Genomic DNA, 19726 nt, shown 5'->3' with positions numbered 1-19726 from the left:
ATAAATTGTTAAAGAGCAGGTGCGACGCGGCTTTCAGCTCACCGTCGCGAGGTGGCGTATATTACGCTTTCCTCTTTTTGAGTCAAGCGTTTATTTTCGCTTTCCTCACAGACTTCTTAACGAAGCCTTTCTGACCCGGCGGCCTGTATGCCGTTGTTCCGTGTCAGTGGTGGCGCATTATAGGGAGTTATTAGAGCCTGACAAGACCTAAATGCAAAAAAAAGCTCAACCGTTCACTTTTCAAACAACATTTGAACCAAAAGCCTATTTTCGCCTGGTTTTTAAACAAAAACGAGCCCGTCAGGGCCCGTTTTATTCAAATTTGTGACTTACTGCACTGCCACAATACGATCATCATTGGCTTCAAGGCGAATCACTTTGCCAGGAACCAGTTCACCAGACAGGATTTGCTGCGCCAGTGGGTTTTCGATCTGCTGTTGAATAGCACGTTTTAACGGACGCGCCCCGTAGACCGGATCGTAACCATTGGCGCTCAACAGTTTCAGCGCCTCGTCGGAGATATGGATTTCATAACCACGTTCTTCCAGACGTTTGTACAGACGCTGCAGCTGGATCTGAGCAATAGAAGCGATGTGTTGTTCACCTAACGGATGGAATACCACAACTTCATCAATACGGTTGATAAATTCCGGACGGAAGTTTTGGCTAACCACGCCCAGCACCATCTCTTTCATTCGACCGTAATCCAGTTCGCCAAAGCGCTCCTGAATGAGATCGGAACCGAGGTTAGAAGTCATAATGACCACCGTATTACGGAAGTCGACCGTTCTCCCCTGCCCGTCAGTCAGTCGACCGTCGTCCAGCACCTGCAACAGAATGTTGAATACATCCGGATGCGCTTTTTCCACTTCATCCAACAAGATGACGGAATAAGGGCGACGGCGCACCGCTTCCGTCAAATAACCGCCTTCTTCATAGCCGACATATCCCGGAGGCGCCCCGACCAAACGAGACACGGAGTGTTTCTCCATAAACTCAGACATGTCGATACGCACCATCGCGTCGTCGCTGTCAAACATAAAGTTAGCCAGCGCTTTACACAGTTCGGTTTTACCGACCCCCGTCGGCCCAAGGAACAAGAAGGAACCAATCGGACGATTCGGATCGGACAGCCCCGCGCGGCTACGACGTATGGCGTTCGATACTGCTTCAACGGCTTCATTCTGCCCGATCACACGGCTGTGTAACTCTTGTTCCATACGCAACAGTTTTTCACGTTCGCCTTCCAGCATTCTGGCGACCGGAATACCGGTCCAGCGCGCCAGCACTTCGGCAATTTCCGCATCCGTTACTTTGTTACGTAACAGACGCATGGTTTTACCTTCCGACTGGGTCGCGGCTTCCAACTGTTTTTCCAGCTCCGGAATTTTGCCGTACTGCAGTTCAGACATTCGCGCCAGATCGCCCACACGACGCGCCTGCTCAATGGCGATCTTCGCCTGCTCCAGCTCCGCTTTAATAGTTTGCGTACCAGAGAGCGACGCTTTTTCCGCTTTCCACTCTTCTTCTAACTCAGAGTACTGGCGCTCTTTATCGTCCAGTTCTTCATTCAGCATATCGAGACGTTTTTTACTCGCCTCGTCAGACTCTTTCATCAACGCCTGCTGTTCCAGTTTGAGCTGAATAATGCGGCGGTCGAGCCTGTCCAGCTCCTCCGGCTTAGAGTCAATCTGCATACGAATGCTGGATGCCGCTTCATCGATGAGGTCGATAGCTTTATCCGGCAACTGACGGTCGGCGATATAGCGGTGAGACAATGTTGCCGCCGCCACAATCGCCGGGTCAGTGATCTGCACATGGTGGTGCAGCTCGTAACGTTCTTTCAGGCCACGCAGAATAGCAATGGTGTCTTCCACTGAAGGTTCTGCGACAAACACTTTTTGAAAACGACGTTCCAGCGCCGCGTCTTTTTCAATGTACTGACGGTATTCATCCAGCGTGGTGGCGCCCACACAGTGCAGTTCACCACGCGCCAGCGCCGGTTTCAGCATATTCCCGGCGTCCATTGCGCCATCGGCCTTACCTGCGCCAACCATGGTGTGCAGCTCGTCAATAAACAGAATGACGTTGCCTTCCTGTTTCGCCAGATCGTTCAGCACGCCTTTCAGACGCTCTTCAAATTCGCCGCGATATTTCGCTCCGGCCACCAGTGCGCCCATATCCAGCGCCAGTACGCGGCGACCTTTTAAGCCTTCAGGGACTTCACCATTAATAATGCGCTGCGCCAGCCCTTCAACAATTGCCGTTTTACCGACCCCTGGCTCACCGATTAACACTGGGTTGTTTTTAGTACGACGTTGCAGCACCTGAATGGTGCGGCGAATTTCTTCATCACGACCGATAACCGGATCGAGCTTGCCCTGTTCGGCGCGCTCGGTCAGATCGACGGTATATTTTTTCAAGGCCTGACGTTGGTCTTCAGCCCCTTGATCGTTCACGCTTTCACCTCCGCGCATCTGTTCAATTGCCTGAGTGATATTGGCCGTGGTCGCACCGGCTGATTTCAGCAGATCGGTTAACGTGCCGCGAGACTCAAGCGCCGCCAGAACAAACAGCTCTGACGAAATAAAATTGTCCCCCCGTTTTTGCGCCAGCTTGTCGCAAAGGTTCAGTACGCGTACCAGTTCCGAAGAAGGCTGTACGTCGCCGCCGGTGCCTTCCACCTGCGGTAAACGGCTCAGCGCCTGATCGATAGCGGTGCGCAACTGGCCAGCATTAATGCCGGCGGAGGTTAATAAAGGACGTATCGATCCCCCTTCCTGGTTCAGCAAGGCGCTCATTAAATGAAGTGGTTCGATGAATTGATTGTCGTGCCCCAGCGCAAGCGACTGGGCATCGGCAAGAGCAAGCTGGAATTTATTAGTAAGACGATCCAGACGCATAACTCCTCCCATAACAGGTCAAAATTGCTACTGGAGATTAAATGAGGTCATCCCTCAATTATTCAAGGTGAATGACCTGAATTATGTGAAAAGAAAGTTACCCGTACCGGATCGTCTTGATTCTTTAGGTTATATCAGCCAAATAAAACTTGCCATACGACCTGTCGTCTTGTCGCGACGATAAGAGAAGAAAGTCTCACTTTCGCTAAAGGTGCAGCGATCCCCGCCATAGACATGTTCAACGCCGGTATTCGCCAGACGTTGGCGTGCAAGCTGATAAATATCCGCCAGAAATTTTTCCCCGTGCGGCAAAAATGCGCTATCGGCTTGCGCATCTTTTGCTAAAAATGCGTCACGCACTTCCGGCCCCACTTCAAACGCGGTCGGGCCGATCGCCGGACCTAACCAGGCGATGATATTTTCTGGTTTGTCAGCAAAGCAGGTGACAGTTTCCTCCAGTACGCCTTCACATAATCCGCGCCAGCCCGCATGAGCCGCCGCCACTTCTGTTCCCTCACGGTTACAGAATAGCACAGGCAGGCAGTCTGCCGTCATTACCGCGCAGACGGTTCCTGGCGTATTGCTGTAAGACGCATCCGCACGTTTGGAGGCATAAGGTTCCCCGGTAAGCCTCAACACATTTTTACCGTGAACCTGTTCAAGCCAGACAGGTTTCGAAGGCAGATTGCCCGCCGCAAACAGACGCTTGCGGTTCTCTTCAACATGCTCCGGGTTATCGCCGCAATGCGCGCCCAGATTCAGCGAGTCGTAAGGCGGTAAACTCACCCCGCCAATACGGGTAGAACTACAGGCTGCGACGCCTTTCGGCAGCGGCCACTGCGGGACAATCAGTGCATTCATAACCAGTCCACATCATCTTTATGATCTTCGAAATCGGCGCGCATCGCATCGATAAGGTCCACCATATCTTGGGGAATCGGCGCGTGCCACTCCATTTCGATACCCGATACAGGATGGTAGAGACGCAGCATCGTTGCATGAAGCGCCTGGCGGTCAAACTTACGCAGCGTGGAAATAAACTCTTCCGATGCGCCTTTCGGTGGACGTGGACGACCACCGTAGACCTGATCGCCCACTAACGGATGCGTAATATGCGCCATATGCACGCGGATCTGGTGCGTACGCCCGGTCTCCAGACGCAACCTAAGACGCGTGTGCACACGGAAATGTTCCATAATGCGGTAGTGGGTCACCGCCGGTTTGCCCATAGGATGCACCGACATATGGGTACGTTTGGTCGGGTGACGACTGATGGGTTCATTCACCGTTCCTCCCGCCGTCATATGTCCGATCGCGACCGCTTCATATTCGCGGGTGATCTCGCGCAGCTGCAAAGACTCCACCAGGCGCGTTTGCGCCGGAACGGTTTTGGCCACCACCATCAGCCCCGTCGTGTCCTTATCCAGACGATGCACAATGCCCGCGCGCGGAACATCCGCAATCGGCGGATAATAATGTAGCAACGCGTTCAGTACCGTACCGTCCGGGTTACCCGCGCCAGGATGTACCACCAGATCGCGTGGTTTGTTGATAACCAGAATATCGTCATCTTCATAAACAATATCTAACGGGATATCCTGCGCTTCAAAACGAATCTCTTCGTCGATCTCCGCATCAATAGCCACCCGCTCGCCGCCTAACACTTTTTCTTTTGGCTTATCGCAAAGTTGACCATTGACCAACACGCGCTGATTCAAAATCCATTCTTTTATACGCGAACGTGAATAATCCGGGAACATTTCGGCCAAAGCCTGATCTAAGCGTTGACCGAGTTGGTTTTCGGAGACCGTTGCGGTGAGTTGTACTCGTTGTGCCATATACAGCTTCTTCGTTTAACGTTGGGTTTTACGGCTTTGCCGTTTAATATAGTGTGCTATTGTAGCTGGTCTTAACCGGGAGCAGGAACAGAGAATCTCCCGTAAAACATTTTGAGGAAAGTCAAAACGTCATGACGCGCATGAAATATCTGGTGGCAGCAGCCACGTTGAGCCTGTTTCTGGCGGGTTGCTCGGGTTCAAAGGAAGAGGTGCCCGATAATCCGCCGAATGAAATCTACGCGACTGCTCAGCAAAAGCTGCAGGACGGTAACTGGAAACAGGCAATAACGCAATTGGAAGCGTTAGATAATCGTTATCCATTCGGACCGTATTCTCAGCAGGTGCAGTTGGATCTTATCTACGCCTATTACAAAAACGCCGATTTGCCGCTAGCGCAGGCCGCCATCGATCGTTTTATGCGTCTTAATCCAACGCACCCTAATATTGACTATGTCATGTACATGCGCGGCCTGACGAACATGGCGCTGGATGATAGCGCGCTGCAAGGTTTCTTTGGCGTCGATCGCAGCGATCGCGATCCGCAACATGCGCGGGCGGCGTTCAATGACTTTTCGAAACTGGTACGCAGCTATCCTAATAGCCAGTACACCACCGACGCCACTAAGCGTCTGGTATTCCTGAAAGACCGTCTGGCGAAATATGAATATTCCGTCGCAGAGTACTATACCGCGCGCGGCGCATGGGTTGCGGTCGTAAACCGGGTAGAAGGTATGCTACGCAATTATCCTGATACGCAGGCCACGCGCGATGCGTTGCCGCTGATGGAAAACGCCTATCGTCAGATGCAGCTGAATGCGCAGGCTGACAAAGTCGCGAAAATTATTGCCGCTAACAGCAAAAACACCTGAAGCAATACCAACAAGCAAAACGGCAGCCTTCCGGCTGCCGTTTTTTTATTCGGTATCTGATGCAACAGAAATGATTTCACTGCAACGCATCCAGTCAAATATGGCCTGCTTTCAGCCATTCCTCAAGTAAAAGATCGCTTCTTCCTGCGATGCCTCACAAAAAGTTCGCCTTGACAAAAAGTGACAAAATAATGTGATTTACATCACACATTTTGACATTAAGAACGGTATGCTGGAATCACCAAGACGGGAAAGACAAGAGGTAAAATTTATGACAATGAACATTACCAGTAAACAAATGGAAATTACTCCGGCAATCCGCCAACATGTCGCAGACCGTCTCGCCAAACTGGAAAAATGGCAAACTCACCTGATTAATCCTCATATCATTCTGTCTAAAGAGCCACAGGGCTTTATTGCTGACGCCACCATTAATACACCGAACGGACATCTGGTCGCCAGCGCAAAACATGAAGATATGTACACCGCTATTAATGAATTGATCAACAAGCTGGAACGGCAGCTCAATAAAGTGCAGCACAAAGGCGAAGCCCGTCGTGCCACCGCATCGGTGAAAGATGCCAGCTTCGTCGAAGCAGAAGAAGAGTAGTCCCTTACATTGAGTGTATCGCCAACGCGCCTTCGGGCGCGTTTTTTGTTGACAGGATTAAAACAGTACGAGTACTGTACTTACGTACACAAAGGAAACAGTTATGAAGCTAACCCGGTTTTTCTTCGCATTCTTTTTTATCTTCCCCTGACCGGGAGGCGTTTCGTCATGTGATAAAGAATGCGAAGACGAACAAGAAGGCCTCCCCCACCGGGAGGCCTTTTTTATTGATAACAAAAAAGGCAACACTATGACATCGGAAAACCCATTACTGGCGCTGCGAGATAAAATCAGCGCCTTAGACGAAGAGTTACTGGCCTTACTGGCAAAACGACGCGCGCTGGCGATTGAAGTGGGACAAGCAAAACTACTGTCGCATCGTCCGGTTCGGGATATCGATCGTGAACGCGCGCTGCTGGACAGGCTCATCCATTTCGGTAAAGCCCACCATCTCGACGCACACTACATTACCCGTCTGTTCCAGCTTATCATTGAAGACTCCGTGCTTACTCAGCAGGCGCTGCTGCAACAACATCTGAATAATACTCACCCTCATTCGGCACGTATTGCGTTTCTTGGGCCGAAAGGCTCCTATTCTCATCTCGCGGCGCGCCAGTATGCCGCACGCCATTTTGAGCAATTTATTGAGAGCGGTTGCGCAAAATTCACCGATATTTTTCATCAGGTCGAAACCGGCCATGCCGATTACGCCGTGGTTCCGATAGAGAACACCAGCTCCGGCGCTATCAACGATGTGTACGACTTATTGCAACACACCAGTCTGTCGATTGTCGGTGAGATGACCGTCACTATCGATCACTGCGTGCTGGTTTCCGGCGCTACGGATCTGAATACCATCGAAACGGTGTACAGCCATCCGCAGCCGTTCCAGCAGTGCAGTAAATTTTTGAGCCGCTATCCGCACTGGAAAATCAACTATACCGAGAGTACGTCGGCCGCGATGGAAAAAGTCGCGCAGGCGAACTCTCCGCGCGTCGCGGCGCTCGGCAGCGAGGCAGGCGGCATGTTGCACGGTTTACAGGTGCTGGAACGCATCGCCGCAAACCAGACGCAGAATATCACCCGCTTTCTGGTACTGGCGCGCAAAGCCATCAACGTTTCCGATCAGGTTCCGGCAAAAACCACTCTGTTAATAGCCACCGGGCAGCAGGCTGGCGCGCTGGTCGAAGCGCTGCTGGTGCTGCGTAACCACAATCTCATCATGACGAAACTGGAGTCGCGCCCCATTCACGGCAATCCGTGGGAAGAGATGTTTTATCTCGATATTCAGGCGAACCTGGAGTCGCAGGTAATGCAAAGCGCGCTAAAAGAGCTGGGCGAGATCACGCGCTCAATGAAAGTGCTTGGCTGCTATCCCAGCGAAAACGTCGTGCCGGTAGAACCTGCCTGACGTTCAATAAAACGGCTTTTCTTCATCCCTGCGACGGCTACCTGCAGGGTGAAGATGGCGCCGGAGAGCGGATAATCCGCCACTTCCTGAGCAGACATATTTTCTCTGGTAGTTGTAATAAACAGCGTTTTCATATCTGCGCCGCCAAAGCAAACCATCGTCGGACAACGTACCGGCAACCGGTACTCTTCCAGCTGCTCTCCTTGCGGTGAGAAACGCGCCACGCGCCAGCCGTCAAACATCGCGCTCCAGTAGCACCCTTCACTATCCATCGCCGCGCCGTCGGGAAGTCCTTCTCCTTCGCCAAAATGGCGAAAAAGTTCACGCTTGCCCGGTTCGCCATGCTTATCAAGTAACGTGCGGTATATCACGCCATTCGGCGTATCGGAGGTATACATCCACTGGTTATCCGGGCTGAACGCCAGGCCGTTGTGTCCCTGGATATCGCACTGGATCACTTTTGCCGTCAGGTCATGATCGATCCGCATCAGCAACGCGCCATTATAGTCACCTGGCGCCCAGAACGTTCCGGCATAAAAACGTCCATCGCCATCAGTGCCGCCATCGTTGAAACGCGCCAGTTTCGTATTAGAGGGATTGTCGCAAACCTTACGCTGCAATAATCCATTTTTATCGGCCAGCCAGATAGCATGACGCATGGCCACAATAAATCCGCCCTGCTCACGCAAGGCAAAACAGCCCACTTCTTCCGGAAACGCCAGCACGCTATGCGTCCCGCTCGCCGGATGGTAACGATGGATCTCCTGTTCCAGGATATCGGTCCAATACAGCGCGCTTTCATCCTCGCTCCATGTGGGGCATTCTGGTAGATGTCCGACATAATCAAATAAAACGTGCGGCGTAGTCATAACGGTTCCTTAAACGAAAAAAGCCAGCAAAGCTGGCTTTTAGTATAGATGTCATCATTATGGTCGGCTGTCATTCGCCTGACGCAATAACACACGGCTTTCATTCTGGAAGCGTCTGGCATAATCGCCAAACCAGTGTTCAACTTTGCGAAAACTGTCGATAAAAGCCTGCTTATCGCCCTGTTCCAGTAACCCGATCGCATCGCCAAAACGTTTATAGTAACGCTTGATAAGCGCCAGATTGCGCTCCGACGACATAATAATGTCCGCATACAGTTGCGGGTCCTGGGCGAACAGACGCCCGACCATCGCCAGCTCCAGTCGATAAATCGGCGATGATAGCGCCAGAAGCTGCTCAAGCTGGACGTTCTCTTCCGCCAGATGCAGCCCATAAGCGAAGGTAGCAAAGTGGCGCAACGCCTGGATAAAAGCCATGTTCTGATCGTGCTCGACAGCGCTAATTCGGTGCAACCGCGCGCCCCACACCTGGATTTGCTCAAGGAACCACTGATACGCTTCCGGTTGACGCCCGTCACACCAGACCACCACCTGCTTCGCCAGGCTCCCGCTGTCCGGACCAAACATCGGATGCAAGCCCAACACGGGGCCATCATGGGCCGCCAACATTGCCTGCAACGGACCGCTTTTCACCGATGCCAGATCGACCAGAATACAGTCGGACGGCAGGGGCGGCAGTTGCGCTATGACCTGTTCAGTAACATGAATCGGCACGCTGACGATCACCATTCCGGCATCGGCGACAATGTCCCCGGCGCGCGGCCAGTCCTGTTGTTCCAGAATACGGACCTGATAGCCCGACAGCGTGAGCATTTTTTCAAACAGACGCCCCATCTGTCCGCCGCCACCCACAATGACGACCGGACGCAGAGAAGGACAAAGCGTTTTGAACCCCTTATCATTTTCGCTGGAGTAAGATTCACGCATTACCCGGCGCAGGACATCTTCAATGAGATCGGGCGGGACACCGATCGCTTCTGCTTCCGCCCGTCGTGAAGCCAGCATAGAGGCCTCACGCTCCGGCACGTAAATAGGCAGGCCAAAACGGCTTTTCACCTCGCCGACTTTGGCTACCAGTTCCAGGCGCTTAGCCAGTAAATTCAACAACGCTTTATCGACATCATCTATTTGATCGCGTAATGCGGTCAATTCAGCAACCATAACAACCTCTTATGCGACGCGCACCGCCAGCTGGCCGCTCAAATCTTTATGAATTTCACGTAACAGGGCATCGGTCATCTCCCAGCTAATACAAGCATCGGTGACGGAAACGCCATACTTCATTTCGCTGCGCGGCTGTTCGGAAGACTGATTACCCTCATGAATATTACTTTCAATCATTAAGCCAATGATTGAACGATTGCCATCTTTAATCTGCGCAACCACAGATTCGGCAACGGCTGGCTGGCGGCGATAATCTTTATTGGAGTTACCATGACTGCAATCTACCATCAGCGAAGGACGTAGTCCCGCCTGTTCCATCTCTTTTTCACACTGAGCGACATCTGCCGGGCTATAGTTTGGCGCTTTGCCGCCACGCAGAATCACATGGCCATGCGGATTTCCCTGGGTTTGCAATAACGCAACCTGACCGGCCTGGTTAATGCCAACAAAACGATGAGGTTGCGCAGCGGCGCGCATGGCGTTAATCGCTGTCGCCAGGCTGCCATCCGTGCCGTTTTTAAAGCCGACCGGCATAGAAAGCCCAGACGCCATTTCGCGGTGGGTTTGCGATTCGGTTGTGCGCGCGCCTATCGCCGACCAGCTAAACAGATCGCCCAGGTATTGCGGGCTGTTCGGATCCAACGCTTCGGTCGCTAATGGCAACCCCATATTCACCAGTTCCACCAGTAGCTGACGCGCTATTTTCAACCCGGCTTCCACATCAAATGAGCCATCCATGTGAGGATCGTTAATCAGCCCTTTCCAGCCGACGGTAGTCCGCGGCTTTTCAAAATAGACGCGCATTACCAGATAGAGGCTATCGCTGACCTCTGCGGCAAGGGCTTTAAATCGACGGGCATATTCCAGAGCGGTTTCAGGATCGTGAATAGAACAAGGACCGCATACCACCAACAGACGCGGATCGCGCCCGGCAATAATGTCAGAAATGATTCCCCGGGACTGCGCTATCTGCGCTTCCTGCGCCAGGCTCAACGGAAAGGCCGCTTTAAGCTGCTCCGGTGTCATTAATACCTGTTCATCGGTGATACGTACGTTATTCAGCGCGTCTTTTTGCATGATGGCGATCCTGTCTTTTCTTGTTTGCGATAGTTGATCCTCCACGAGGATGTTTAAACCATACCACAAAAAGTAAAGATTTCAATCCATATTACGTAAAATAAACTTTACACCACACGCAATCGTCGATTAAACCCCTTCATTTCGTATCAAAAACTTTACACAACAAGTGAATTATTTTATTCCCAGCCTCAGAAAAACGGTAAAATGAGCGATGCTCGCTATTTTTTGATTATTTTTTCTCCGCACACATATTTTTACTTTCTGATATAGGGTGATTAATACCATTATCACAAGAATTTAATATCAGGGACGCCACTTAAATTATTCATATTATCAATAAGACATAATGACGATATGGCAAAATAATGTTATTTTGCTACAAACAATCACGGATGTATTTTAATGCTTTACGACTGAAGATGGTGGGGACTTGTTAATGCGTTTTTCTCACCGATTTATCCTTCTGTTATCGCTATTATTAGCAAGCTTGCCTCTGTATGCTCAACGCGTCACGGAAGAAGAGAAATCCGTACGCGCCATCGTCTCCGGTATCGTCAGTTATACACACTGGCCGGCGTTATCCGGGCCGCCAAGGCTATGCATATTTTCATCTGCGCGTTTTGTCAGGGTACTTAGCGAAGAGGCTGACTGGGCTTTCCCTTATCAACCGCTTGTCATCCGTACCACACAAGAAGCCCTGAGCGCCCACTGTGATGGTTTTTACTTTGGCAATGAATCGCCAGCTTATCAGGTGGAGTTAACGCGTCATTATCCAGTTAATGCCTTGTTATTAATTGCCGAGCAAAATACCGAATGTATTATTGGCAGCGCATTTTGTCTGATCATTAACAATGATGAAGTCAAATTTTCCGTCAACCTGGACTCCCTCGCGCATAGCGGCGTGAGAGTGAATCCAGAAGTATTAATGCTTGCACGGAATCAAAAGCATGAATAAGGAATTTTCTCTGTCCAGACCAACATTTAAACGCACACTACGGCGGATTAGTATAATCAGCGTGCTGCTTACGATGACATTGATCTGGCTATTAATTTGCGTTGCGTCTGTCCTTACGCTCAAACAGTATGCGCAAAAGAATCTCGATTTGACCGCCGCCACAATGGCCCATAGCCTTGAAGCGGCACTGGTATTTTCCGATAACACGGCCGCAGCGGAAACGCTCGCCACACTGGGACGCCAGGGACAATTTTCAGCGGCGGAGGTCCGCGATAAAAATGGCCGTATTATCGCCTCATGGCGCTATGATGCGCGAGCCGCAGACGATAAGCTCATTGGCTTAATTAGCCACTGGCTTTTTCCATTGCCGGTATCGCAACCCGTCTGGCACAACGGCAGGGCCATCGGCGAAGTACGGCTTGTCGCCCGCGACAGCCTTATTGGTCATTTTATCTGGCTATCGCTGGCAGTGCTGACAGGATGTATTCTGCTGGCATCCGGCATTGCCCTGCTGCTCACGCGTTATTTACACAATGGCGTTGTGGATGCGCTGCAAAATATTACTGAAGTTGTACACGACGTTCGCACTAACCGAAATTTTTCACGCCGGGTACCTGATGAGCGTATTGCGGAATTTCACCTGTTTGCGCAGGATTTCAATAGCCTTCTGGATGAGATGGAAGAATGGCAGCTACGGCTTCAGGCTAAAAATGCCCAGTTACTACGTACCGCGCTGCACGATCCGCTGACGGGGCTTGCCAATCGCGCAGCATTTCGCAGCTGTATTAACGCGCTGATGAAGGACAATTCCGCTCGTAGCAGTTCGGCATTGTTATTTCTGGATGGCGATAACTTTAAATATATTAATGATACCTGGGGACATGCGGCAGGCGACCGCGTACTTATAGAGGTTGCCAAAAGATTAGCGGAATTCGGTGGTAGCCGTTATCAGACTTACCGACTCGGCGGCGATGAATTTGCGATGGTGCTTTACGATGTACATTCGGAATATGAAGTACAACGTATTTGCGCAGCGCTATCCCAGGCGTTTAATCGACCTTTTGAACTGCATAACGGCCAGCGGATAACGATGACCATGAGTATTGGCTTTGCGCTGACATGGGAACATGCCACTGCCGAAAAACTACAAGAACTGGCCGATCGAAATATGTATCAGGCTAAACACCGGCGTGCGGAACGCTCGCTAAACTAAGGAACGGGCCTGGCCGTTTCTGATTCAGCGTTGATACCACTGACCCGGCCTAATCATGTAACCGTCTATGGCGTGGAGCAACCCATAAAAAAGGGGCCAGCGTAATGCCAGCCCCTTCTTTTCTACAAGCTTTCGGATGTTGCGAAAGCGCGTTCTTAGTTAAGACGCTCTTTGATACGAGCCGCTTTACCAGTACGCTCACGCAGGTAGTACAGTTTAGCTTTACGAACAGCACCACGACGTTTAACAGCAATGCTGTCAACTACCGGAGAGTGAGTCTGGAAGACACGCTCAACGCCTTCGCCGTTGGAAATTTTACGAACAGTGAATGCAGAGTGCAGACCGCGGTTACGAATAGCGATAACCACGCCCTCGAATGCCTGCAGACGTTTCTTGGTACCTTCAACAACCCATACTTTCACTTCCACGGTATCGCCCGGACGGAAGGAAGGTACGTTCTGCTTCATCTGCTCTTGTTCAAGTTGCTTAATAATGTTGCTCATAATTTAATCTCTTATCCTGGGTAAACTGATATTCGGGGGCCTATGCCATCCCATCATGTTTATGCTGCTGTTGTGCGTGTTCTGTTTTGAACTCCGCCAGCAACCTTGCTTGCTCTTCAGTCAGAGCCAGGTTTTCCAGAAGTTCAGGTCTTCTAAGCCAGGTTCGGCCCAGCGACTGTTTCAAACGCCAGCGACGTATCTCGGCATGGTTTCCCGACAGCAATACTGGCGGTACTTCCATCCCCTCTAACACTTCAGGGCGCGTATAGTGCGGACAATCCAGCAACCCATCAGCAAACGAATCTTCGATTGCTGATGCTTCATGCCCCAGAACTCCCGGTATAAACCGGGCGACGGAGTCAATCAGCGTCATTGCCGGTAGTTCGCCACCGCTGAGAACGTAATCGCCAATTGACCATTCTTCATCAATTTCGGTCTGAATTACGCGCTCATCTACGCCTTCGTAGCGACCACACACCAGAATGAGTTTCTGATTCGTGGCCAGCTCGCTAACGCCCGCTTGATCAAGCTTGCGTCCCTGAGGCGACAGATAAATCACTTTAGCGCCTTCACCTGCCGCGGCTTTTGCTGCGTGAATGGCGTCCCGCAAGGGTTGCACCATCATTAACATCCCCGGTCCGCCGCCGTAAGGACGATCGTCCACGGTACGGTGCCGGTCATGCGTGAAGTCGCGAGGACTCCAGCTTTGGATGTTCAGCAGGCCTTTTTTTACTGCCCGGCCAGTTACCCCGTAATCGGTAATTGCGCGGAACATTTCAGGAAACAGGCTAACTATGCCAATAAACACAAGCCAATCCCCATAACGCCATTTATTACCGTTTATTCGGTGGTTTAAAAACCAGGATCCCAGTCTACTTCGATAGTACGAGTAGCGAGATCGACTTTCTTGATAACCTGCCCATCGAGGAACGGTACTAGTCGTTCCTTGATACCAAATGCATCTTTCAGGTTCGCCTTAATGACGAGAACGTCATTCGACCCGGTTTCCATCATGTCGATAACTTTACCGAGATCGTAGCCTTCAGCGGTGACTACCTGGCAGCCCATCAGGTCTTTCCAGTAGTAGTCTCCCTCCTCAAGCGCAGGAAGTTGCGAGGAATCCACGACAATTTCGCAATTCGTCAGAAGATTCGCGGCATCTCGATCGTCAACGCCTTTCAGCTTGATGATCAGATCCTGATTGTGGTGCTTCCAGCTTTCCAGCTGTACCTGCTGCCACTGACCCGCCTTCTGGATAAACCAGGGCTGATAGTCAAAAATGCTTTCGGCGTCTTCAGTGGAGGAAAACACTCTGAGCCAACCACGGATACCGTATGAAGAACCCATTTTCCCCAGTACAACCGGTTCAGCGGGTACTTGTGCGGCGAGTTGCTTGCTCATCATGACCACCGTGACAGATTAAGCTGCTTTTTTTACTTCTTTGATCAGCGCCGCAACGCGATCGGAAATGGTTGCGCCCTGGCCAACCCAGTGAGCGATGCGATCCAGATCCAGGCGGGTGCCTTCTTCTTTTTCGCTAGCGATTGGGTTGAAGAAACCAACGCGCTCAATGAAGCGACCGTTGCGTGCATTACGGCTGTCGGTGACAACAACCTGGTAGAACGGACGCTTTTTAGCGCCGTGACGAGCTAAACGAATAGTTACCATAACATCCTCTTGTGTGAATAAAACAACCGGGCCCCATCGAGGAACGGAGCCCGGCGTCATATTAAAAGCCCGAAAATTTTACTGATTTCTGGGAAAATTGCAATCAACAGTTAATAACTCTGCTGTAGAAGGCCGTCGGCGGCGCAGCGAGTTCGGTGCCGGCGTGCGCGCAGCCACCGCAGCGTACACGCAGTACGTGAGGATGGCGAGCACACCCCGGTGCCGAAATAGCAAGTGAGCCAGGCCGGGAAATTAGCGGCCAGGGAAGCCTGGCGGCATCATCCCCTTCATACTCCGCATCATCTTCGCCATTCCGCCCTTCTTCATCTTCTTCATCATGCGCTGCATGTCGTCGAACTGTTTCAGAAGGCGGTTAACGTCCTGCACCTGCATCCCACAGCCCTGCGCGATACGACGCTTGCGGGAACCTTTGATGATTTCCGGCTTCGCGCGTTCTTTCAGCGTCATCGAATTGATGATCGCCTCCATACGCACCAGCACCTTGTCATCCATCTGCGATTTAACGTTGTCCGGAATCTGCCCCATGCCCGGTAATTTGCCCATCAGACTGGCCATACCGCCCATGTTTTTCATCTGTTTGAGCTGTTCCAGGAAGTCGTTCAGGTCGAAACCGTCGCCTTTCTTCAGTTTAGTCGCCAGCTTTTCAGCCTGTGCGCGGTCAACTTTGCTTTCGATATCTTCGATCAGCGACAGTACGTCGCCCATGCCGAGAATACGCGAGGCGATACGATCCGGGTGGAACGGCTCCAGCGCGTCGGTTTTCTCGCCGACACCGAGGAATTTAATCGGCTTGCCGGTGATATGACGAATAGAGAGTGCCGCACCGCCACGCGCATCACCATCGACCTTGGTCAGCACCACGCCGGTTAACGGCAGCGCTTCGTTAAAGGCTTTTGCGGTATTCGCAGCATCCTGACCGGTCATCGCATCGACGACAAACAGCGTTTCTACTGGCTTGATAGAAGCGTGGACCTGTTTGATTTCGTCCATCATCGCTTCGTCAACGTGCAGACGACCGGCGGTATCCACCAGCAGCACGTCGTAGAATTTGAGCTTCGCTTCTTTCAGCGCGGCGTTGACGATATCAACCGGTTTCTGGCCGACATCAGACGGGAAGAAATCCACGCCAACCTGTTCAGCCAGCGTTTCGAGCTGTTTGATCGCCGCCGGGCGATAGACGTCGGCAGAGACGACCAGCACTTTCTTCTTGTGCTTCTCGCGCAAGAATTTACCCAGCTTACCGACGCTGGTGGTTTTACCCGCCCCCTGCAGACCCGCCATCAATACTACGGCTGGCGGCTGCGCAGCCAGATTCAGGGTCTGGTTTTCTTCGCCCATTGCCGCAACCAGTTCGCTACGGACAATCTTGACGAACTCCTGCCCTGGGGTCAGGCTCTTGTTAACTTCATGACCAACCGCTTTCTCTTTTACGCGATTGATGAACTCACGCACTACCGGCAGCGCAACGTCAGCCTCCAGCAGCGCCATGCGCACTTCGCGCAGCGTCTCTTTAACGTTGTCTTCAGTAAGGCGCCCACGGCCACTGATATTGCGCAGCGTGCGCGACAAACGATCGGTTAAATTATCAAACATTGTCTCTCGCCTGGGGTGGAAACGGTTGGTCGCCGCAGCGACACAGTTACAGAATTTCGCCACAGTATACCATGAAGCCGTCTTTGTTGTTATGCAACGGTTGGAGCTGCGGTCACGTAACGCTATACTGCTTCTCTTTCTCACTGGTCAACTGTCGACACAACTATGCCCGTTTTTGCTTTACTTGCCCTTGTCGCCTACTCCTTCAGCCTCGCGCTGATCGTTCCCGGACTGTTGCAAAAAAACAGCGGCTGGCGGCGTATGGCTATTCTTTCTGCGGTCATCGCTCTGGTGTGCCATGCTGTCGCGCTGGAATCGCGTATTCTGCCCGGCGGCGACAGTGGACAAAACCTGAGCCTGCTGAATGTCGGTTCGCTGGTCAGCCTGATGATCTGCACGGTAATGACCATTGTCGCGTCGCGTAATCGCGGCTGGCTACTTCTGCCCATTGTCTATGCTTTTGCGCTGATTAACCTGGCCTTCGCCACGTTCATGCCTAATGAATATATTACGCATCTGGAAGCGACCCCAGGCATGATGGTGCACATCGGTCTGTCGCTTTTCTCTTACGCGACGCTGATAATCGCCGCGCTGTATGCGCTACAGCTGGCGTGGATCGACTATCAGTTGAAGAACAAAAAGCTGGCGTTTAGTAATGAAATGCCGCCATTGATGAGCATTGAGCGCAAAATGTTTCATATCACGCAGATTGGCGTCGTACTGCTGACCCTTACTCTGTGTACCGGCCTGTTTTACATGCATAACCTGTTCAGTACTGAAAATATTGATAAAGCCGTGCTCTCTATCGTGGCATGGTTTGTCTATATCGTTCTGCTGTGGGGGCATTACCATGAAGGCTGGCGGGGTCGGCGGGTCGTGTGGTTTAACGTCGCAGGCGCGGGTATTCTGACGCTGGCCTATTTTGGTAGCCGCATATTACAGCAATTTGTAAGCTAAGCTTTTAAAGGAGTTTCCCCTGGAACACATCTCCACCACCACGCTGATTATCATATTAATCATCATGGTGGTCATCTCGGCCTATTTTTCCGGTTCCGAAACTGGAATGATGACGCTAAACCGTTACCGTTTACGCCATATGGCGAAGCAAGGTAATCGCTCGGCAAAACGGGTAGAAAAATTACTGCGTAAACCCGACCGACTGATAAGCCTGGTGCTGATCGGCAATAACCTGGTCAACATTCTTGCCTCGGCGCTCGGCACGATTGTGGGTATGCGGCTTTACGGCGACGCCGGCGTGGCTATCGCCACTGGGGTACTGACGTTTGTCGTGTTAGTTTTTGCCGAAGTCCTGCCCAAAACTATCGCCGCGCTCTATCCGGAAAAAGTGGCCTATCCCAGCAGCTTCCTGCTGGCGCCGTTACAGATACTGATGATGCCGCTGGTGTGGTTACTTAACACCATCACCCGCCTGCTGATGCGTCTGATGGGAATTAAAACGGACATCGTGGTCAGCGGGTCGTTAAGCAAAGAGGAATTACGCACTATCGTGCATGAATCCCGTTCGCAAATCTCTCGCCGCAATCAGGATATGCTGCTATCGGTCCTCGACCTGGAAAAGGTCAGCGTGGATGACATCATGGTACCGCGTAATGAAATTATCGGGATCGATATCAATGACGACTGGAAGTCTATCGAGCGGCAGCTCACCCACTCCCCGCACGGACGCATTGTGCTCTATCGCGATTCGCTGGATGACGCCATCAGTATGCTGCGCGTGCGTGAAGCCTGGCGGTTAATGGCTGAGAAAAAAGAGTTCACCAAAGAGATGATGCTGCGCGCCGCCGATGAAATCTATTACGTCCCGGAAGGTACGCCGCTCAGTACGCAACTGATCAAATTTCAGCGCAATAAAAAGAAAGTCGGACTGGTCGTCAACGAATATGGCGATATCCAGGGGCTGGTCACCGTGGAAGATATTCTCGAGGAGATCGTTGGCGACTTCACCACATCGATGTCGCCGACACTGGCGGAAGAGGTCACGCCGCAAAACGACGGTTCGGTCATTATTGACGGTACCGCCAACGTCCGGGAAATCAATAAAGCGTTTAACTGGCACCTGCCGGAAGATGACGCGCGCACCGTCAACGGGGTGATTCTGGAGGCGCTGGAGGAAATTCCGGTTGCTGGCACGCGCGTGCGCATTGAGCAGTACGATATCGATATTCTCGATGTACAGGAAAATATGATTAAGCAGGTAAAGGTTGTACCGGTAAAGCCGCTGCGCGAGAGTGTGGCGGAGTAACACAATGGCGAACTCCGGTTCGCCTTTTTTATCGCCGTCTTTTAAGATTCCATCAATTCCTGCCATTTACTTAACAATGCAATAATGACTTTTCAAGCATTCAGAAAGGATATTGATGTTATGTCAGAAGATTACGTAATTGAATGGGAAAAGAATTTTGCAGACGACCTCAACGTCGTCGCCAGCGTTATTTTATCGCACAACCCAACCTTATGGCCCACTATTTTCTCTCAACTTTCGACGCAACCTGAAATCTTTGAAGACGAAGATGAAGACGAATATGGGTTGCAGGACGTTCTGGATTGTAGCGGTGGCGATCTCGGAAATAACGATCTGGCACAGGCATTTTTACAAGTTCTACGCGGCGAAGGATTAATTCACCTCGTTGACTGGAAAGGTGAAGATGAAGAAGGCGAACTGGCTAATTTTGCCGCAGATCGCTTTTATGAACTCACAAAAAACCTGACGGATTCTGAGGAATTAAGAAATCTTCTTGTCGAAATAACCCAAGAGGATGAAATCTCCGATGTCTGTGAAGCCGGAGACCGTTACCTTGACGAGATCTTTGAACGCATTCAGACCGAACTCAATAAAAGGGGCTTCCAGATTTTTGATCTGAATGAAGGAGCTGACACCTATAATGTGGTCGTTCTGCCAATGAGCGAATATAAAAAAATAGAGGATTTCAACACGCCGTGGCTGGAAGTGCAGGATTTTTTAAGCTAAAAAAATGGCCGACTTTACATCG

At 51.4% G+C, this 19726-nt stretch carries 20 protein-coding genes and 1 other annotated feature; of the genes, 9 read left to right on the top strand and 11 right to left on the bottom strand.

Annotated elements, in window-relative coordinates; all coding sequences use genetic code 11:
• Nucleotides 1–329: 329 nt before the first annotated feature.
• The 3 genes from clpB to rluD form a co-directional block, all read right to left on the bottom strand.
• Nucleotides 330–2903 (bottom strand): ATP-dependent chaperone ClpB, encoded by a 2574-nt coding sequence (clpB, locus tag NA197_RS07945; RefSeq protein WP_001235092.1) that lies wholly within the window; start codon nucleotides 2901–2903, stop codon nucleotides 330–332.
• Nucleotides 2904–3032: 129 nt separating this feature from the next.
• Nucleotides 3033–3764, bottom strand: coding sequence for a purine nucleoside phosphorylase YfiH (gene yfiH / locus NA197_RS07940; protein WP_000992639.1), 732 nt, complete (start codon nucleotides 3762–3764; stop codon nucleotides 3033–3035).
• Nucleotides 3761–4741, bottom strand: a complete 981-nt coding sequence (gene rluD, locus NA197_RS07935) for a 23S rRNA pseudouridine(1911/1915/1917) synthase RluD (RefSeq protein ID WP_000079130.1) — start codon at nucleotides 4739–4741, stop codon at nucleotides 3761–3763. The genes yfiH and rluD overlap by 4 nt, the downstream gene beginning before the upstream one ends.
• Before the next feature lie 131 nt (nucleotides 4742–4872).
• Between rluD and bamD the strand changes: the two genes are divergently transcribed.
• The 4 genes from bamD (at nucleotide 4873) to pheA (ending at nucleotide 7631) form a co-directional block, all read left to right on the top strand.
• A complete protein-coding gene (gene bamD, locus NA197_RS07930; protein WP_000197660.1) occupies nucleotides 4873–5610 on the top strand; it encodes an outer membrane protein assembly factor BamD in 738 nt (245 codons plus the stop codon).
• A gap of 271 nt (nucleotides 5611–5881) precedes the next feature.
• Nucleotides 5882–6220 (top strand): ribosome-associated translation inhibitor RaiA, encoded by a 339-nt coding sequence (gene raiA / locus NA197_RS07925; protein ID WP_000178449.1) that lies wholly within the window; start codon nucleotides 5882–5884, stop codon nucleotides 6218–6220.
• A gap of 102 nt (nucleotides 6221–6322) precedes the next feature.
• Nucleotides 6323–6448, top strand: a sequence feature (Phe leader region).
• The gene (gene pheL, locus NA197_RS07920; RefSeq protein ID WP_010989056.1) at nucleotides 6324–6371 is read left to right on the top strand and encodes a pheA operon leader peptide PheL; all 48 of its coding nucleotides are present in this window, start codon (nucleotides 6324–6326) and stop codon (nucleotides 6369–6371) included. It overlaps the preceding feature by 48 nt.
• Nucleotides 6449–6470: 22 nt before the next feature.
• The gene (gene pheA / locus NA197_RS07915; protein WP_079849412.1) at nucleotides 6471–7631 is read left to right on the top strand and encodes a bifunctional chorismate mutase/prephenate dehydratase; all 1161 of its coding nucleotides are present in this window, start codon (nucleotides 6471–6473) and stop codon (nucleotides 7629–7631) included.
• Here pheA and NA197_RS07910 read toward each other — a convergent pair.
• Genes NA197_RS07910 through aroF form a run of 3 tightly spaced genes read right to left on the bottom strand, consistent with a single transcriptional unit; the run spans nucleotide 7592 to nucleotide 10759 of the window.
• The gene (locus NA197_RS07910; RefSeq protein WP_000210991.1) at nucleotides 7592–8500 is read right to left on the bottom strand and encodes an SMP-30/gluconolactonase/LRE family protein; all 909 of its coding nucleotides are present in this window, start codon (nucleotides 8498–8500) and stop codon (nucleotides 7592–7594) included. The genes pheA and NA197_RS07910 overlap by 40 nt on opposite strands.
• 57 nt (nucleotides 8501–8557) lie before the next feature.
• Nucleotides 8558–9679, bottom strand: a complete 1122-nt coding sequence (gene tyrA, locus NA197_RS07905; protein ID WP_000225187.1) for a bifunctional chorismate mutase/prephenate dehydrogenase — start codon at nucleotides 9677–9679, stop codon at nucleotides 8558–8560.
• Nucleotides 9680–9688: 9 nt separating this feature from the next.
• Nucleotides 9689–10759, bottom strand: coding sequence for a 3-deoxy-7-phosphoheptulonate synthase AroF (gene aroF, locus NA197_RS07900; protein WP_001168062.1), 1071 nt, complete (start codon nucleotides 10757–10759; stop codon nucleotides 9689–9691).
• Between the two features lie 439 nt (nucleotides 10760–11198).
• Between aroF and NA197_RS07895 the strand changes: the two genes are divergently transcribed.
• Nucleotides 11199–11717 (top strand): YfiR family protein, encoded by a 519-nt coding sequence (locus NA197_RS07895; protein ID WP_001212375.1) that lies wholly within the window; start codon nucleotides 11199–11201, stop codon nucleotides 11715–11717.
• Complete coding sequence (gene dgcN, locus NA197_RS07890; RefSeq protein ID WP_001030989.1) at nucleotides 11710–12930, top strand: diguanylate cyclase DgcN; 1221 nt, start codon at nucleotides 11710–11712, stop codon at nucleotides 12928–12930. Before NA197_RS07895 ends, dgcN begins: the two co-directional genes overlap by 8 nt.
• A gap of 155 nt (nucleotides 12931–13085) precedes the next feature.
• Here the strand turns inward: dgcN and rplS are convergent, their stop codons facing one another.
• From rplS to ffh, 5 genes are all read right to left on the bottom strand, one after another.
• Nucleotides 13086–13433 carry a 50S ribosomal protein L19 gene (rplS, locus tag NA197_RS07885; RefSeq protein WP_000065257.1) on the bottom strand — a complete coding sequence of 116 codons (348 nt, stop codon included), beginning with the start codon at nucleotides 13431–13433 and terminating at the stop codon, nucleotides 13086–13088.
• 40 nt (nucleotides 13434–13473) lie between these two features.
• Entirely contained in the window at nucleotides 13474–14241 is a 768-nt protein-coding gene (gene trmD, locus NA197_RS07880; RefSeq protein WP_000469807.1) for a tRNA (guanosine(37)-N1)-methyltransferase TrmD, read from the bottom strand.
• A gap of 44 nt (nucleotides 14242–14285) precedes the next feature.
• Entirely contained in the window at nucleotides 14286–14834 is a 549-nt protein-coding gene (rimM, locus tag NA197_RS07875) for a ribosome maturation factor RimM (RefSeq protein ID WP_000043266.1), read from the bottom strand.
• Between the two features lie 18 nt (nucleotides 14835–14852).
• Entirely contained in the window at nucleotides 14853–15101 is a 249-nt protein-coding gene (gene rpsP, locus NA197_RS07870) for a 30S ribosomal protein S16 (protein WP_000256453.1), read from the bottom strand.
• A gap of 252 nt (nucleotides 15102–15353) precedes the next feature.
• Nucleotides 15354–16715 carry a signal recognition particle protein gene (ffh, locus tag NA197_RS07865; protein ID WP_000460052.1) on the bottom strand — a complete coding sequence of 454 codons (1362 nt, stop codon included), beginning with the start codon at nucleotides 16713–16715 and terminating at the stop codon, nucleotides 15354–15356.
• A gap of 165 nt (nucleotides 16716–16880) precedes the next feature.
• Between ffh and NA197_RS07860 the strand changes: the two genes are divergently transcribed.
• From NA197_RS07860 to NA197_RS07850, 3 genes are all read left to right on the top strand, one after another.
• Entirely contained in the window at nucleotides 16881–17672 is a 792-nt protein-coding gene (locus NA197_RS07860) for a cytochrome C assembly family protein (RefSeq protein ID WP_001537507.1), read from the top strand.
• A gap of 19 nt (nucleotides 17673–17691) precedes the next feature.
• Nucleotides 17692–18978, top strand: a complete 1287-nt coding sequence (locus NA197_RS07855; RefSeq protein WP_127172650.1) for an HlyC/CorC family transporter — start codon at nucleotides 17692–17694, stop codon at nucleotides 18976–18978.
• 120 nt (nucleotides 18979–19098) lie between these two features.
• Nucleotides 19099–19704: a DUF6630 family protein gene (locus NA197_RS07850; RefSeq protein WP_001287934.1), complete on the top strand. Its 606-nt coding sequence runs from the start codon at nucleotides 19099–19101 to the stop codon at nucleotides 19702–19704.
• Nucleotides 19705–19726: the final 22 nt, after the last annotated feature.

This window comes from Salmonella sp. NW884, assembly GCF_051700745.1.
GTDB lineage: Bacteria > Pseudomonadota > Gammaproteobacteria > Enterobacterales > Enterobacteriaceae > Salmonella > Salmonella enterica.
This window is presented reverse-complemented; position numbering and strand designations above follow the sequence as displayed.

What these genes read in the sequence shown, in the direction of transcription:
- NA197_RS07850 (WP_001287934.1), top strand. Translation starts at nt 19,099, where the DNA reads ATGTCAGAAGATTACGTAATTGAATGGGAAAAGAATTTTGCAGACGAC.
- dgcN (WP_001030989.1), top strand. Translation starts at nt 11,710, where the DNA reads ATGAATAAGGAATTTTCTCTGTCCAGACCAACATTTAAACGCACACTA.
- aroF (WP_001168062.1), bottom strand. Translation starts at nt 10,759, where the DNA reads ATGCAAAAAGACGCGCTGAATAACGTACGTATCACCGATGAACAGGTA.
- ffh (WP_000460052.1), bottom strand. Translation starts at nt 16,715, where the DNA reads ATGTTTGATAATTTAACCGATCGTTTGTCGCGCACGCTGCGCAATATC.
- NA197_RS07860 (WP_001537507.1), top strand. Translation starts at nt 16,881, where the DNA reads ATGCCCGTTTTTGCTTTACTTGCCCTTGTCGCCTACTCCTTCAGCCTC.
- rimM (WP_000043266.1), bottom strand. Translation starts at nt 14,834, where the DNA reads ATGAGCAAGCAACTCGCCGCACAAGTACCCGCTGAACCGGTTGTACTG.
- rpsP (WP_000256453.1), bottom strand. Translation starts at nt 15,101, where the DNA reads ATGGTAACTATTCGTTTAGCTCGTCACGGCGCTAAAAAGCGTCCGTTC.
- rluD (WP_000079130.1), bottom strand. Translation starts at nt 4,741, where the DNA reads ATGGCACAACGAGTACAACTCACCGCAACGGTCTCCGAAAACCAACTC.
- tyrA (WP_000225187.1), bottom strand. Translation starts at nt 9,679, where the DNA reads ATGGTTGCTGAATTGACCGCATTACGCGATCAAATAGATGATGTCGAT.
- rplS (WP_000065257.1), bottom strand. Translation starts at nt 13,433, where the DNA reads ATGAGCAACATTATTAAGCAACTTGAACAAGAGCAGATGAAGCAGAAC.
- NA197_RS07910 (WP_000210991.1), bottom strand. Translation starts at nt 8,500, where the DNA reads ATGACTACGCCGCACGTTTTATTTGATTATGTCGGACATCTACCAGAA.
- NA197_RS07895 (WP_001212375.1), top strand. Translation starts at nt 11,199, where the DNA reads ATGCGTTTTTCTCACCGATTTATCCTTCTGTTATCGCTATTATTAGCA.
- pheA (WP_079849412.1), top strand. Translation starts at nt 6,471, where the DNA reads ATGACATCGGAAAACCCATTACTGGCGCTGCGAGATAAAATCAGCGCC.
- bamD (WP_000197660.1), top strand. Translation starts at nt 4,873, where the DNA reads ATGACGCGCATGAAATATCTGGTGGCAGCAGCCACGTTGAGCCTGTTT.
- yfiH (WP_000992639.1), bottom strand. Translation starts at nt 3,764, where the DNA reads ATGAATGCACTGATTGTCCCGCAGTGGCCGCTGCCGAAAGGCGTCGCA.
- raiA (WP_000178449.1), top strand. Translation starts at nt 5,882, where the DNA reads ATGACAATGAACATTACCAGTAAACAAATGGAAATTACTCCGGCAATC.
- clpB (WP_001235092.1), bottom strand. Translation starts at nt 2,903, where the DNA reads ATGCGTCTGGATCGTCTTACTAATAAATTCCAGCTTGCTCTTGCCGAT.